12 protein-coding genes are annotated in these 14,037 nt (G+C 64.7%); 5 read left to right on the top strand and 7 right to left on the bottom strand.

The window, feature by feature from the left end:
- The first annotated feature begins 9 nt into the window (after positions 1 to 9).
- Positions 10 to 2,568, top strand: coding sequence for a hybrid sensor histidine kinase/response regulator (locus tag ACR0DA_RS13755; RefSeq protein WP_480754484.1), 2,559 nt, complete (start codon positions 10 to 12; stop codon positions 2,566 to 2,568).
- On the opposite strand, the gene ACR0DA_RS13750 is transcribed toward ACR0DA_RS13755, so the two are convergent.
- Complete coding sequence (locus tag ACR0DA_RS13750) at positions 2,558 to 3,787, bottom strand: polysaccharide biosynthesis/export family protein (RefSeq protein ID WP_480754483.1); 1,230 nt, start codon at positions 3,785 to 3,787, stop codon at positions 2,558 to 2,560. The genes ACR0DA_RS13755 and ACR0DA_RS13750 overlap by 11 nt on opposite strands.
- A 195-nt stretch (positions 3,788 to 3,982) precedes the next feature.
- Between ACR0DA_RS13750 and ACR0DA_RS13745 the strand changes: the two genes are divergently transcribed.
- Genes ACR0DA_RS13745 through ACR0DA_RS13730 form a run of 4 tightly spaced genes read left to right on the top strand, consistent with a single transcriptional unit; the run spans position 3,983 to position 8,143 of the window.
- The gene (locus ACR0DA_RS13745) at positions 3,983 to 5,221 is read left to right on the top strand and encodes an oligosaccharide flippase family protein (protein WP_170599917.1); all 1,239 of its coding nucleotides are present in this window, start codon (positions 3,983 to 3,985) and stop codon (positions 5,219 to 5,221) included.
- Positions 5,218 to 6,138, top strand: coding sequence for a glycosyltransferase family 2 protein (locus tag ACR0DA_RS13740; RefSeq protein WP_170599919.1), 921 nt, complete (start codon positions 5,218 to 5,220; stop codon positions 6,136 to 6,138). Before ACR0DA_RS13745 ends, ACR0DA_RS13740 begins: the two co-directional genes overlap by 4 nt.
- 20 nt (positions 6,139 to 6,158) lie before the next feature.
- A complete protein-coding gene (locus tag ACR0DA_RS13735; protein ID WP_480754481.1) occupies positions 6,159 to 7,145 on the top strand; it encodes a glycosyltransferase family 2 protein in 987 nt (328 codons plus the stop codon).
- 14 nt (positions 7,146 to 7,159) lie between these two features.
- On the top strand, positions 7,160 to 8,143 hold the full coding sequence (locus ACR0DA_RS13730; protein WP_480637901.1) for a glycosyltransferase family 4 protein: 984 nt from the start codon (positions 7,160 to 7,162) through the stop codon (positions 8,141 to 8,143).
- Between the two features lie 17 nt (positions 8,144 to 8,160).
- Here the strand turns inward: ACR0DA_RS13730 and ACR0DA_RS13725 are convergent, their stop codons facing one another.
- The 6 genes from ACR0DA_RS13725 to ACR0DA_RS13700 all read right to left on the bottom strand — a co-directional run bounded on the left by ACR0DA_RS13725 (position 8,161) and on the right by ACR0DA_RS13700 (position 14,036).
- Positions 8,161 to 8,583 carry a GNAT family N-acetyltransferase gene (locus ACR0DA_RS13725; protein WP_170529897.1) on the bottom strand — a complete coding sequence of 141 codons (423 nt, stop codon included), beginning with the start codon at positions 8,581 to 8,583 and terminating at the stop codon, positions 8,161 to 8,163.
- Between the two features lie 44 nt (positions 8,584 to 8,627).
- Entirely contained in the window at positions 8,628 to 9,905 is a 1,278-nt protein-coding gene (locus ACR0DA_RS13720) for an amylo-alpha-1,6-glucosidase (protein ID WP_480754479.1), read from the bottom strand.
- Between the two features lie 10 nt (positions 9,906 to 9,915).
- Positions 9,916 to 10,956 carry an ABC transporter ATP-binding protein gene (locus ACR0DA_RS13715; RefSeq protein WP_170599927.1) on the bottom strand — a complete coding sequence of 347 codons (1,041 nt, stop codon included), beginning with the start codon at positions 10,954 to 10,956 and terminating at the stop codon, positions 9,916 to 9,918.
- A 21-nt stretch (positions 10,957 to 10,977) separates the two neighbouring features.
- On the bottom strand, positions 10,978 to 11,817 hold the full coding sequence (locus ACR0DA_RS13710) for a carbohydrate ABC transporter permease (RefSeq protein WP_170599929.1): 840 nt from the start codon (positions 11,815 to 11,817) through the stop codon (positions 10,978 to 10,980).
- Positions 11,814 to 12,659 (bottom strand): carbohydrate ABC transporter permease, encoded by an 846-nt coding sequence (locus ACR0DA_RS13705; protein WP_480754477.1) that lies wholly within the window; start codon positions 12,657 to 12,659, stop codon positions 11,814 to 11,816. Before ACR0DA_RS13705 ends, ACR0DA_RS13710 begins: the two co-directional genes overlap by 4 nt.
- Before the next feature lie 108 nt (positions 12,660 to 12,767).
- On the bottom strand, positions 12,768 to 14,036 hold the full coding sequence (locus ACR0DA_RS13700) for an ABC transporter substrate-binding protein (RefSeq protein WP_170599930.1): 1,269 nt from the start codon (positions 14,034 to 14,036) through the stop codon (positions 12,768 to 12,770).
- Position 14,037: the final 1 nt, after the last annotated feature.

The following is a 14,037-nucleotide window of genomic DNA, read 5'->3' as shown; positions in this document are numbered from 1 at the left end:
AGGCTCGGATTGAGCGATACCGATACGCAGGTTTTGCGCCGCCGATGGGTCTTCGGGCTCATCGGCTTCGGCGTTTTGTTGGGTCTGGTCGCGGTGGCGTGGTTGTCGGCGCAGGTGTTTACCGATTTCAACGATCGGCGAGCGGCGCCTTCGGACAATGTCCAATGGACGCTGTCGCAGGTCGAGGTCGACTATCTGTCCTACCTGAACGCTCTGGAAACCGCGTCGACGGCGCAGGACGCGCAAAATGGCACGTTGGATCTGGTGCGCCGGCGGTTCGATCTGTTTTACAGCCGTGTCGATACGCTGGCCCAATCCCGCGTGTTCCAGCCGTTGCGCCAGGATGACCGGTTCCGCCTGCCGTTGGAGCGGGTGACCCGGCACCTGAACGCCGCAATCCCCTTGATCGACGCGCCGAATGCCGAGCTGTCCGAACAACTGGACGATCTGAAACGCGCGGCCCTTGAGATCGGTCCGCATGTCCGCACGTTGGCCGTTTCGGGCATCTCGTATTTTGCCACCGAGTCAGACCAGCAGCGCACCCAGACGGCGGCAAACCTGCTGCGGTTGGCGGTTCTGTCGGGGGCCTTGCTTCTGACCCTGGGCGCCGTCAGCGCCTATCTTCTGGTGGTCAACCGGCGCGCCACGCGGCGCGGGCGGGCGCTGCGGCAGGCGAATGAACGGATGAACACGATCCTCTCCACCTCGTTGGACGGGGTGATCGTGGTCGATGCCAAGGGCGACGTGATCGAGTTCAACCCGGCTGCCGAGGCAATATTCGGCTATACGGCGGATCAGGCTCGGGGGCGCTCGATCGGTGGCCTGATCGTGCCGCCGCATCTGCGTGAGGCACATCGCGCCGGCATGGTGCGAATGCAGTCTGGTGGAGAACGTCATGTCGTCGGCAAAGGCCGTGTCCAGTTGGAGGCGATGCGCGCGGATGGCGAACAGTTCCCGGTCGAACTGGCGCTGCAGTCGGCCCGGGCGGGCGATCAGGAAATCGTCATCGGCTTTGTCCGCGACATCTCGCAGCAGGTGGCGGCGCAGCAGGAACTGATCCATGCCCGCGACCAGGCCCTTGCCGGCGAAAAGGCCAAGGCCGATTTCCTGACCGTGATGAGCCACGAGATCCGCACGCCGCTGAACGGGCTGCTGGGCAACCTCACGCTGTTGAAAAACACCCGCACGACCCGGGAACAGGCACGGTTTGTCGAGAACATGGAAATCTCGGGCCAGATCCTCCTGAGCCACGTCGACACCGTTCTGGACATCGCCCGGTTCGAGGCCGGGAAACTGTCGGTGGCGTTGCAGCCCTCGAACCTGAACGATATCCTGCAAGAGATTGTGGACGGTCAAAGCGGCAACGCTGCCTCGCGGGGGAATTCCATCTCTTGGCAATGGGTGGGCGATGCGCGCCCCTGCGTCGCCGCCGATGCTCAAAGATTGCGGCAGATTCTTCTGAACCTTGTGGGCAATGCCATCAAGTTCACCGAAAACGGTCGGATCTCGATCGAGGTCGAAGTAACCGAGCCTGGCCCCGCTGCAGGCGTCAACATCTTTGAATTCCGCATCATCGACACGGGCATCGGTATCGGCCCGGATGAGGTCGACGTCATCTTTGATGATTTTCACACCAGCGATCCAAGCATCGGTCGGGCCACCGGCGGTACCGGTCTGGGCCTGGGCATCGCACGTCGGTTTGCTGAGGCCATGGGCGGCGAGATCGGCGTTGAAAGCACGCCCGGCGCGGGCAGCGTGTTCTGGGTTCGTCTGCCGCTGCAGGACGCGGAATTGGACGCCAACGTAGACAGTGACCAGCCAAAGGTTCAGCGCGCCCAGTCGTTGGACGTGCTGGTGGTTGAAGACAACGAGATCAACCGCGAAGTGATCTGCAACATGCTGAAACTGGACGGTCACCGGGTGACGGTTGCCGAGAATGGCCAACTGGGCGTGGACGCGGCGGCTGCGCATCGGTTCGACGTGATCCTGATGGATATCAGCATGCCGATCATGGACGGCCCGACGGCCACGCGCCACATCCGCAGCGGGGGCGGGCCTTCGGCGGAGATGCCGATCATTGCCGTTTCGGCCAACGTGCTGCCTGATTCGGTCGACGCGTTCCGCGCCGCCGGTATGACAGCCTTTGTGGGCAAGCCGATTGCCCTAGATGCCTTGCGCAAGGCCTTGTCGGTGGTCACCGGCCCCGGAGCTTCGACCCGGTCCGAGGACGAAACGGATCATATCGGAGATCTGCGCGCCAGCCTCGGCGCCGACGTCTTTGACCGGTTGCTTGGCAAGTACCTGTCCGAGGGGGATGTCGTCGTTGCGCAGCTTGCCCAGTTGGAGGCCGGTGAAGCCGATCTGGACCAGGTCGCGCAGGAGTGTCACAGGCTGGCGGGAAGCGCGGCGACCTTTGGTGCGATGGGGTTCCGTGATGCGCTGATTGCGATCGAGATCGCCGCAAAATCCGCAGACCGTCAGCAGGTCGCCGACCTGTTGACGGGTCTGCCCGAGGTTTGGGAGCGGGCAAAGGCTGCCCTGCCCGCCCCCGGTGCGGTCAAGGGCTGAGCAGAACCGCGGCCCCGACGATGCCCAGCGACCGGGCGATTTCGGTCACTCCGGTGACTTTGCTGTCGTAACAGGCAACGGCATCACCCGGCAGAACATAGGGATCGTAGTCGTCGCGGTCTCCGCGCCGCAGCAGCTGTTCGATATTGCGCTCGATCACGACCGAGGATCCGGTCACGGGGTTGCGCGTGAACAGCACTGCGCTGCGGTTGGCGTTTGTCGTCTTAGACCCGCCGACGCAGTTGCTGTCGACCACGGCCTGCAGGAAACGGGTGCCATAAGGCACTTCACGCACGTCGCGCCCGATGGCGGATTCTGCATTGCCCGCAGCGGGTTGGGTCAGGTTCGACATGTACATTGTCACGCCGGGCGGGCTGATCGGGCTGGGACGCATCAGCGCGTCTTGGAAACACCCACGGCTGTTGACCACGATCTGGTCGCCGGTCAGCAGCATGATGTCGGTGGGGTCCGATCCTTCGAACACACCACGCAGATCCATGCGATAGATGCGCCCCTGGCGGTGCAGTTCGACCGCCGACAGATCGGCATCCGGCCGCACCCCGCCCGCGGCCCGCAGCGCCACCGACAGGTTGCGCCCCTCGGTCGAGGCCCCCAGCGCGCCCTGGCGCCGACGGTCAAGGGAATCGCCCGGAACGCCGCCGATCTCGACCGAGTGCGGCTCGAACACCGCGCCGCGGACACCCACTGTCACCGAGGCGAAATCGCTGACCCGTACGGTCACGCGGGGTTCGATGTCATAGAACTGGGCCGCAACCAGAACGCGGGCCACCTCTTGTTCGACCTGCTCGGTGGTGCGGCCCTGGGCGCGCACGGGCGGCAGGTAGGGCAGCTTGAGGTCTCCGTCACGTGAGACGACATAAGCGTCGCTCAGCAGGTCGTCCCCTTCGATGGTGATCTGGACCATGTCGTTGCGCGACAGTTTCTCGCCCAGCAAGGGGCTGAGCGCCGGTTGCGACCATTTCGCATAGGCATTTGCGCCCTGATCGCCGGCCTGCGGCATGCAGGTCTGGCCGTTCATCGCGGCGGCCTGCAGCAATTGCGTATCGCCCCGCCGACGACCGGGTTCGCGATATTGCGCCTGATAACTTTCGCCGCGCGATACGGCTTCGATGTTGCGCGGGGTCTGCATGCTGCTGCACCCCAGCAGGGTCGAGGCGCTGACGGCCGTAATAAGGAAGGTCTTGAAATTCATGGTCATTTTCATCTCCTGATCTGTCACAGAAGATAAACCGCGCCGCGCGCCCTGCGTCAGTCCGGCATCGGGATGGCGGTTTGTCCCATTCGGATAGGTCCCTCTCCGAACGGTCCCCTGCCCCGTCCGACCGCGTCCGGGACACAGACCCTGGCCACCCGTACAACAGAACCAACAACTGTTTTTCGGGATAACGGCGTCATGACGCACAGCTTTGCACGATCAGGCTTCCTACAGCATCTTTTGGCCTACACCGCCTCCGAAGTGGCGGCCAAGGCGTCGCGCCTGGTCGTCGTGGTGGCCGTTGCCCGTACCCTCAGCCCCGAAGCGATCGGTCTGGCCGCAGCAGCTCTGGCGGCGGGCGACATCCTCAAGGCGCTGACCGAGAATGGGGTGAACCAGCGTATCATTCAGGCTCCGTCCGAGGAGTTGGCGCGGCGGTGCAACACGGCGCACCGCATCTTCTGGGTCTGGTGCGCGGGGCTGTGCCTGCTGCAACTGGCGGTCGCGGCGGCGCTGTTCATCATGGGCCACACCATGCTGGCGATGCTGCTGGCGGTGCTGGCCGGGGAATACCTGTTCATGCCGGCGGGCCTGGTTCAGGCCGCACTGGCAATGCGCGAGGGCAAGCTGCAGCAGACCGCCGCGATCGCCGGCGGGCAAGTCGTGGGGGCCAACGCCCTGACGGCGCTGCTGGCGGTGGTCTGGGCTTCGCCCCTGGCGCTGGTCCTTCCGCGCCTGCTGACTGCACCTGTCTGGCTGGTGCTGATGCGCCGCCTGCGTTGGTGGTCGCCTGATCGTCAGGCCGGGTTTGCAGCCTTGAAACCTTTCGTGGTCTACGGCTGGGCCGTTCTGGGCGTCGAACTGGTCAAGGTTCTGCGCCTGCAGGCAGACAAGCTGGTGGTGGGCGCGATGATGGGCGCAGAGGCGCTTGGCATCTATTTCATGGCTTTCAATGCGGGGCTTGGGCTGGCCACTTCGTTCACGCAAGCCTTCTCGGTCGTTCTGTTCCCGCATCTGTGCGCGGCCGAGGACAAGCATGGGGCGCTGCGCCACGGGCTGGGCCTGTCGCTGCTGATCCTGACGCCGCTGGTATTGCTGCAGGCGGCATTGGCCCCGGTCTATGTGCCTCTGCTTCTGGGACAGGGCTGGGCCGAGATCGCCCCGGTGGTGTCGGTTCTGTGCCTGGCGGCCCTGCCGACGGTGATCTGGTCGGCGGTCGCCGGATGGCTGCGGTCGGAAAACCGCCCCGTCACGGAATTGCGGGTCAGCACAGTTCTGGCCGTGGGCCTGATCGCGAATACCGCCCTGATGGCGCCGCTGGGCCTGATGCCCGTCGCCGTCGGGTATGTCTGCACCTGCAGCGCCATCATGCTGGCGGCATCTTGGACGCTGCTGCCGCGGGGTTCTGCAATCACTCAGGAGGCGCGCGCCCAATGACCCGGTTTTCCATCATCGTTCCCTTCCACAATGATGCGGCAACCATTGCCGACACCCTGAACAGCCTGCTGGGGCAGAGCTTTGCGGATTTCGAGCTCATCTGCGTGGGCGACAAACCCTCGCGCCAGACGACCGAAGTTGTCCGGCAATTCTGCGCGCGGGACGCCCGGGTGCGGGTTGAGGCCAATCCTAATCGCGGTCCCAGCTCTGCGCGCAACCATGGTGCGGCAGTGGCCACCGGCGACATCCTGGCGTTCTGCGACGCGGATGACCTGTGGGTCACCGACAAGCTGGCCCAACTGGACCGGTTGTTTGCAGATACCAGCATTGATGCGGCCTTTGGCCAGATCGGGTTCTTTTCCGAAACCCCCGGCGATTGTCCGACGCGCTCGACGGTTCCCACTTATCCCCTGACCATTCCTGACCTGCTGGCGGAAAACGCGGTGTGCACGATGTCGAACCTTGCAGTGCGCCGCCACGTGTTCGCTGCTGTCGGCGGGCTGAATCCGGCTGCGGTCCACAATGAAGATCTCGAACTGCTGATCCGCTTGGCGGGCGAAGGCCACGCGATCATCGGGGTTGATCGCCTGCAGGTCTGGTACCGGACCAGCGGCAGCGGTCTGTCTTCGGACCTCGAGGCGATGCGGGCCGGGCGCGCACGGGCGGTTGCAACGGCGGTCCGCTATGGCGCTGCGCCGTCGCCCGCCTCGGAGGCGATCTATATGCGGTATCTGGCCCGGCGCGCGCTGCGTTTGGGCGCGGAACCGTCGGTGGCCCGCGCCTATGCCCGCGCCGGGCTGACGCTGAGTGCGCGCAGCTTTCTCAACCCAATCCGGCGCGGTTTGCCCACTGCACTTGGCGCGGCACTGGCCCCCGCCCTGCCCCGCCCGATCCGTCAGGCGCTGTTTGCCCGCTGATCCCAACCAGGAGACCCAAAATGCCCCAAGCATCCATCATCGTTCCCGCCTACAACACCGCCGCGACCCTGACTGAGACTCTGGCCTCGCTTCTGTCGCAGACCCATGATGATTTCGAAATCATCATCGTGGATGACGGCTCGCAGGACGAAACCCCCGCCATTGCCCGCGCTCACGCGACCGACCCAAAAGTGCGGGTGATCCGGCAGGAAAACCGCGGCCTCGCCGGTGCGCGCAATACCGGCATCGCGGCCGCGCGGGGAGATTTCGTCGGCTTCTGCGACGCCGACGATTTGTGGCTGCCCGAAAAGCTGGCCACCCATGTGCGCCACCTGCAGGCCGAACCCGACGTTGCGATCAGCTATTCCGGCAGTGCCATGGTCGACGAGGGTGGTCGGTTGATGCGCGTCCGCCAGTCGCCGCGCCTGCGGGACGTGACGGCGGCACATGTCCTGAAACGCAACCCGATCGGCAATGGATCAGCAGCGGTGATGCGCAAATCCGCCTTGCTCCATCTGGCCTACCGACCGGCGTTCGAAACCAAGCGCGACTGGGTCTTTGACGAAACCTTTCGTCAGTCCGAGGACATCGAATGCTGGCTGCGGCTGATGCTGACGACGGATTGGCAAATCGGAGGCGTACCGGGGTTGCTGACCCGCTACCGGATCCATGCGACCGGCCTGTCGGCGGCCTTGGACCGGCAGTTGCAGGCGTGGGAGCGGATGGTTGACAAGCTGCGTCCGCTGAACCCCGAATTCTTTGCCCGGCACGAGGCGGCGGCGCGTGCCTACCAGCTGCGTTATCTTGCGCGCCGCGCGGTCAGCAATCTGGATGCGCACAAGGCTTGGGAGCTTGCGCAGCGGTCGGTTTCAACCAGCGCCCTGCCCGTGATCGAAGAACCCGCCAAAACGTTGACCACCATCATCGCGGCCGCAGCCCTGCGCGCGGTCGGGCCAGCGCCTGTTGTTCAAGCCGGTCGCCTCTTGCGCCGCCAGACTTCCATCTGAACCGAGGTTTCCAAATGTCCAAGATCACCGTTCTTCACCTTGTTGATGACACCACGGCCGGTGGGGTCATGCGTATGCTCGACCATCTTTCGCAGCTGCCCGAACTGGCCGACGAAGTCCACCAAAAGGTTCGCCCGGTCAAACGGAGCGCCTTCAGCTGGGGCAGTTTCGACGCCGATGTCATCGTGTGCCACATCGCCCCCGGTTGGCGCTGCCTGCCGGCTTTCTCGGCCTTGCGGGCGATGCATCCCACCACGCGGCTGGTTCATGTCGAACACAGCTATACCCGGTCTTTCACCGCCTTGAACGTGCCGCACAAGCGGCGGTTCTTTGCGATGCTGCGCGTGACCTATTCGTTGTTCGATCAGGTCATCGCCGTCAGCAAGGCGCAGGCCGGCTGGATGGCCGAACGTCGGTTGGCCCCGGCATCCAAACTGAGCGTGATCTCGCCGCAGGTTGACCTGAGCGCAGTTGCGCGCGCAGCCGGGCCGGTCGAGGCGGCCCGGGTCATCGGTGCGATCGGACGGCTCGAGCCGCAGAAAGGCTTCGATCTGCTGATCGAAGGATTTCGCATGTGCCCCAACCCCGATGCACGGCTTGTGATCTTTGGCGAAGGCAGCCAGCGCGACCGCCTTGCAGCCTTGGCCGCAGGCGACCGACGGATCGAGTTTCGGGGCCACGCCGACGACCCGGCCGAAGCCTATCGGGTCGTGGACGTGGTGGCGATGCCCTCGCGATGGGAGGCCTACGGGCTGGTGGCGGATGAGGCGCGCGCGGCGCGGCGTCCGGTCATCGTCAGCATGGTCGACGGTCTGCGTGACCGGATCGGGGCAAGCGGCGTGATCCCGTGCGGGTCCGATCCCAAGGCGTGGCGCAAGTCGATCGAGGCGATTCTGGCGGGTACGCCTCCGGTGGTTCCCGTCCTGGCGCCCAAGGCTGATAGATCCCGCTATGCACAGCGGTGGCAGCAGGTGTTCGACCCGGCCAAACGGTTGTGAGGGCGGCGTGGCCACGGCTACGGCAAGGGGCGCCACAAGAACCAGCGGCAATGTCCGGGCGGGTTTTGCGTGTGCGTGTTGGCCAGGCGACCAAAGGGCTCGAAGCCCGAAGCCTGATAGAACCGTGTGGCGGCCGGGTTGGATGTGTCCAGCCACGCAGAATGACACCCGCGTCGGCGCGCCTCGTCAAAGGCGTGGTCCAGCAACTGCCGACCCAAACCGCGGCGTCGATGGGCCGGGTCGATCCATAAGGTCTTGATCAGCAGCCACCCATAGGAGGTGGCGCCATGCAGGCCGCCAACCCGGCCCTCGCCGTCCTGCGCAATCAGCGTGATGCTGTCATTGACCCCTTGGGGCGCAGTGGCCCGCAATTCCGCAAGAAGGGCTTGCTCGACCCAGTCCGCTTGCCCGGGGGCGGAAACAATGGACGGTCCCGCCATCGGTCAGTCCGGTATCCATTGGGCGGGGACCGGTGCAGCGCCGTTCATGCCGGGGTGGTTTCCGCGTTCAGGATCTCGATCACCATCGCGGCCGTCCAGGTAAAGCTGCTGCCGCCGCAGGGTTCGGCAGTGACTGGGTCGTAATACTCGGCAAAGCCGCTTTGCTCGATCAGGCGCAGGCTGTCGTCGACGATCCGCTGCACGATCCGGGTCTGGCCCGCGCGTTTCAGACCATCGGCGATCATGTAGTTCACGATCAGCCAGACCGGCCCGCGCCAGTACCTTAGTCCGTCGAATTCAGGGGCCGCCGGGTCGTGGCTGGGCACCAGATACGGGACTGCGGCTCCGATGGCGTCCAACCGCTGGGCGATGGCCTGCGCGCGGTGTTCGGGGATGGGACAGAACGCCGCCAACAACCCGCCGATCGAGGGGCTGTCGATCAGCGCCCTGGTGACCCGATCAAAGCACAGATATTGCCCGCGGGTCTCACTCCAAAGGGCGTCCATCGCCGCGATGCCCGCCTGCGCAAAGGCGCGCGAGGCGCTGGCGATCTCGGCTTCGCCCAGGTTGTCGGCCAGCGCGGCAAGATCGAGGCACGAGCGGATCAGGATCGCGTTGAATCCCGGGTCCACGACCCGGAACGGCGAGGCGTCATGGAGCTTGGAATTGTCCCAGCCAAGGCCGCGGAAATGTTGCACCAGCCAGATATAGCGGCGGTATTCCTCATCGGTCGGCCTGTGCGCCGGGTTGGCATGGGCCACGTCGCGACGCTGGAACGGGGCCACGCCCTCGGTCGGGACCCGGGCCAGCGCCGCGTCCCAGTCGACCGAGTTGTCGCGCCCCGACTCCCACGGGTGGATGATGGCGACCAGACCGGTACCCTGTGGGTCGCGGTTGGTATAGAACCATTGATGCCAGGCGTGGATCTTGGGCAGCAGGGCGCGGGCCTGCGCATCGGCCAGCGCCCGGTTTTTGGCCCGCGCATGGATCCGGCGCACGGCGAACCCGGCCACCGCTGGCTGCGTGATACCCGAGGTCGGAACCGCGCGGCCCGTGGCCCAAACATCCGGCCCCGGGAAATAGCCGTCATTCATCTCGTGGAAGATGATATGCGGCACCATGCCGTCATCCCACTGATGCCGGAACAAGGTCTCAATCTCGCGCCAGGCGCGGGCCTCGTCGAAATGCGAGAACCCAAGGGCGCTGAGCGCGCTGTCCCAGTTCCACTGGAACGGATAGAGGCCGTGGGTGGGCACCGTGTAGTCGCCCCGGTCGTTTCGGGCCAGAACGGCGCGGGCCTGTTCGATCAGATCCTGTTTCATTGCGCGCTCCTCAGGCCACGGCCAGGGTTGTTTCGGGGTCGAACCAGCGCACCCGGTCGGGCTGCGGGGCCAGGGTCAGGGTGTCGCCGCGGCGGACGGTCAGATCGCTGTCCAGAACCGCGCGGAACAGGGCGCCATCCACGCTGCAGGTGACCAGAAGGTGCGCGCCCAACGGTTCGACCACCTTGACCGTGGCGGCCAGGCCCGTGTCGGCCGGGCGCAGATCCTCGGGGCGGATGGCGAAATGTAGCGGCGTGGTCCGGGACGGCCCGTCGAGGATCTGGCCCGCGACTGTCCATTTGCCGTCTCTGGTCGGAGTGGCGGGCAGGAAGTTCATCGGCGGATTGCCGATGAATCCGGCCACGAACTCGGCCGCCGGGTTGCGGTAGACCTCGATCGGCGAGGCCGCCTGAACGATCTTGCCCTGATGCATCACGCTGATCCGGTCGGCCATGCTCATGGCTTCGACCTGGTCGTGGGTGACATAGATGGCGGTGGTGTTGCTTTCGGCCAGAACGCCTTTGAGCTCGGCCCGCATCTCCATCCGCAGCAGTGCGTCCAGGTTCGACAGCGGCTCGTCCATCAGGATCACGTCAGGCTCCATCGCCAGGGCGCGGGCCACGGCGACGCGCTGGCGCTGACCGCCGGACAACTCGCCCGAATAGCGGCCCAGCAGCTGGTCGATATGCATCAGGCCCGCCGTGCGCTCGACCCGGCGCTTGACCTGGTCATTGGGCAGTTTCTGCATCCGCAGGCCGAACCCGATGTTTTCGAACACGGTCAGATGCGGGAATACCGCGTAGTTCTGGAACACCATGGCGATGCCCCGATCCTTGGGCGGCAGGTGATCCACCCGGCGCCCGCCGATCCAGACCTCGCCCTCGGTCGCGGTCTCCAGCCCGGCGATGATCCGCAGCAGCGTGGTCTTGCCGCAGCCCGAGGCCCCCAGCAGAACCATGAATTCCTGGTCCTGGATGGTCAGGTTGATATCGTGCAGCGCCTGGTAGCTGCCAAAGCGTTTCGCGACATTCTTGATTTGAATTTCTGCCATTATTCCAACTCCTTGGGGCTGTCAGCGGTTAGCGATGCCCCACATGGCGAACAGGTATTTGCGCACGGCGAAGATGAAGATCAGTGCCGGAACGACAAGGATGAAACCGCCCGCGAATTTCAGATGCAGCGGCGAGGTGTCGAGGTTCTGCAGCAAAAAGGCCGTCAGGGTCCGGTTCTCGATCGTCAGGACGGCGGCGGCGAACACCTCGTTCCACGAGATCACGAAGGCGAAGATGGCCGAGGCCGTGATCCCCGGCAGGATCAACGGCAGCACCACCTTGGTGAAGGCGGTCAGCCGGGTGCAGCCCAGCGTCCAGGCGGCCTCTTCCAGTTCCAGCGGGATGCCGGAAAACAGCGAGAACGTGATCAGCACCGCAAACGGGATGGCCAATGTGGTGTGCACCAGCGACAGGCCGAATACCGTGTCATCCAGCCCGGTCTGGATGAACATCACCGCCAAGGGCAGTGCCAGCAGCGGGAGCGGAAAGGCGCGGGTCAGCAGGATCAGCAGGCGGAACACCTCTTTCCCGCGAAAGTCGAACCGCGACAGGGCATAGCCTGCCGGCGCGCCGATCAGGATCGACATGATCATCGTCAGCCCGGCCACCAGGATCGAGTTTTTGAGCGCGGTCAGGATGCCCGCGAAGCCTGCAAAGAACCCCAGGCTCCCCAGGTCGAATTCGGGGATGAAGGGCTTGGGAAAGCTGTTCACCGTTTCCGGCGAAGACAGCGTGTTGATCAGCAGGAAATACAGCGGCACCAGCACCCAGGCGCACAGTAGCACCACCGCGGCGATGTAGACATAGCGTCCGGCCCGGCGCGTATCGGGCGCGGCGACATCGGTCGTGACGGTCGTCATATCGTGGCTCCTTTCGGGACACGCAGGGCGCGCAGGATGATCAGGGTGAACCCGATCGAGATGGCGAGGATGATCAGCGCCATCGCCGCCGCTGCGCCGCTGTCAAGCAGGTCGAATTGATAGGCGTAGGTTTCGCTCATGAGGACGGGGAAAAGGGTGCCGCCCAGGGCCAGCACCACGGCGAAGACCTCGAAGGCCAGGATCACGCGCAGCACCAGTGCCGTCTGCAGCGACGGGCGCAGCAGCGGCAGCGTGATGCGGGTGAAGCGTTTCCAGGGCGAGGCGCCAAAGACCTCGGCCGCCTCGTAGTATTCCTTGGGGATCAGACCGATCCCCGCCACCAGGATTACCAGCATGATCGCCGTGGCGCGCCAGATCTCGGCCAGGGCGATGGCCAGGAACACCACGCCGGGGTGCTGATAGCTGAGGAAATTCACCGGCCGGTCCACTACGCCCAGCCCAGAAAGCATGGAGTTCAGGAAGCCCGACTGTTCGAAGATCGCCAGCCAGATGATGCCCGCGGCCAGATCCGAGATACCCAGTGGGATGGTCCAGACATACAGCACCAGGTCGCGCCCTCGCTGCATCTTGTTGACCACCGTGGCCATCAGCAACGCCAGCGCCAGTTGCACCGGAACCACCGCCGCCGCCAGCAGCAGTGTATTCTGCAGCGAGATCGGGAATTTCCAGTACCCGACCACCTGCCGGAAATTGTCCAGCGTGAATCCGTCGCCGGTGTTGAAAGCCTGCTTGGCGACCAGGACGAAAGGATACAGAAAGAACAGGCACAGAAACGCCGTCACGGGCAGGATCAGCACATAGGGCAACACTCGAGCGTTCATCAGATCGCTCCTTTCCTTGCGGAAGTTCCGGTGGTTTCGGGCAAAGAGTTCGGGGGGGGGGGGACACCGGGCCTGCATCAAGCCCGGTGTCGGGATCAGGTCAGACCCTTATTCGACGGGGCACGGACCGTCCGAGGGTGCATCCGGAGCCCAGCAGGGCGCGCCGGTCTCTTGCATGATCGCCTCCAATGCGCCTTTCTGATCGTCCAGCACGGTGCGGATGTCCTGACCACCCAGTACGATCCGCTCGAACGCATCGGTATAAACACGATTGAAGTCACCGCCCTTGTCGCCCAGTCCCGCGGGCAGCAGCCCGGGGTTGGCATCAGCCGAGCCACTCATCTTGGCGACCGCGTCGCCTGCGGCCTTGACAGCCGGCGGCAGGTCGTCGGGCAGATCAACCGCGACGACCGGGAAGAAGTTCGTCGCGCGCAGCGTGGCGATCTGGGTTTCCGGCTTCATCATGTAGGCGACCAGAGCTTTGGACGCTTCCATGTCCGGTGCGGTTTTGGGGATCGCAACACCAGCCAGAACCGGCATGAAGCCGCGCCCGGTCGGGCCCGCCGGGGCCGGGAAGGCCACGAAGTCATCAGGCCGCTCGTTGAAGGCCTGCGCCAGACGCGAGGTGTGGTCGAACACGATCCAAGTATCGCCCGACAACAGCTGTTCCTGCATAAACGAGAAGTTGGTCGAGGCCGGGTTGGTATGCGTCCACAGCTCGCGGAATTTTTCCCACGCGGTCACGGCATCGTCGCTGGCAAAGGTCCGCACCACGCCGTTCGTGTAGGACGGGTACAGATAGCCTTGGAAGAAGCGGTGCTTCAGGCCCTTGGGCCCGGCCGGAAAGCCGAATTTCGGCTCGCCCGCTGCCTCATGGGCGTTGGCGGCCCATTCGATCAGCTGGTCATAGGTCAGCGCATTGATGTCGGCACCTTCGGGCAAGTACTGCAGCGCCTCTTTGTTGGCCGCCATGATATAGCTGGCCTGCATCCAGGGAATGTATTGCAAGCTGCCTGCTCCCAGCGTCGCCAGTTCGTTGAACGTGTCCGAGGCCGAGGCGATGCCCAGATCATCCAGGTCGACCAGATCGTCGGGGTTCATGGCCGAGAAGTCGCCATGCAGCGCGCCCAGAACGCCGATCGTGCCCGAGCCGGCCTGCAATTCGGCTTGCAGACGCGTCAGCCAGGGGCCGCCGTCATTGGGCTGGTAATCCACGCCACCCTCGAAGCCTGAAAGAACCTGTTCGCGCATGGCCTGCGCCTCTTCGACCGGCTTGGCCTGTGTCGACCAGAACAGAACCTCGGCCTGCGCCACGTTTGTGACCAGGGCCAGAACAAGGCCGGATGCGGCACCGACCAGCTTGGATTGAATTGACATG

The organism is Ruegeria sp. CI8 (assembly GCF_056536865.1).
The sequence above is the reverse complement of the archived record's forward strand: the minus strand, read 5'-3'. Positions and strand labels throughout refer to the sequence as shown.

Excerpts from the sequence above, each read along its gene's own strand:
- ACR0DA_RS13725 (WP_170529897.1), bottom strand. The coding sequence starts at position 8,583 with ATGGCGGGACCGTCCATTGTTTCCGCCCCCGGGCAAGCGGACTGGGTC.
- ACR0DA_RS13745 (WP_170599917.1), top strand. The coding sequence starts at position 3,983 with ATGACGCACAGCTTTGCACGATCAGGCTTCCTACAGCATCTTTTGGCC.
- ACR0DA_RS13715 (WP_170599927.1), bottom strand. The coding sequence starts at position 10,956 with ATGGCAGAAATTCAAATCAAGAATGTCGCGAAACGCTTTGGCAGCTAC.
- ACR0DA_RS13710 (WP_170599929.1), bottom strand. The coding sequence starts at position 11,817 with ATGACGACCGTCACGACCGATGTCGCCGCGCCCGATACGCGCCGGGCC.
- ACR0DA_RS13735 (WP_480754481.1), top strand. The coding sequence starts at position 6,159 with ATGCCCCAAGCATCCATCATCGTTCCCGCCTACAACACCGCCGCGACC.
- ACR0DA_RS13740 (WP_170599919.1), top strand. The coding sequence starts at position 5,218 with ATGACCCGGTTTTCCATCATCGTTCCCTTCCACAATGATGCGGCAACC.
- ACR0DA_RS13750 (WP_480754483.1), bottom strand. The coding sequence starts at position 3,787 with ATGACCATGAATTTCAAGACCTTCCTTATTACGGCCGTCAGCGCCTCG.
- ACR0DA_RS13730 (WP_480637901.1), top strand. The coding sequence starts at position 7,160 with ATGTCCAAGATCACCGTTCTTCACCTTGTTGATGACACCACGGCCGGT.
- ACR0DA_RS13705 (WP_480754477.1), bottom strand. The coding sequence starts at position 12,659 with ATGAACGCTCGAGTGTTGCCCTATGTGCTGATCCTGCCCGTGACGGCG.
- ACR0DA_RS13700 (WP_170599930.1), bottom strand. The coding sequence starts at position 14,036 with ATGTCAATTCAATCCAAGCTGGTCGGTGCCGCATCCGGCCTTGTTCTG.
- ACR0DA_RS13720 (WP_480754479.1), bottom strand. The coding sequence starts at position 9,905 with ATGAAACAGGATCTGATCGAACAGGCCCGCGCCGTTCTGGCCCGAAAC.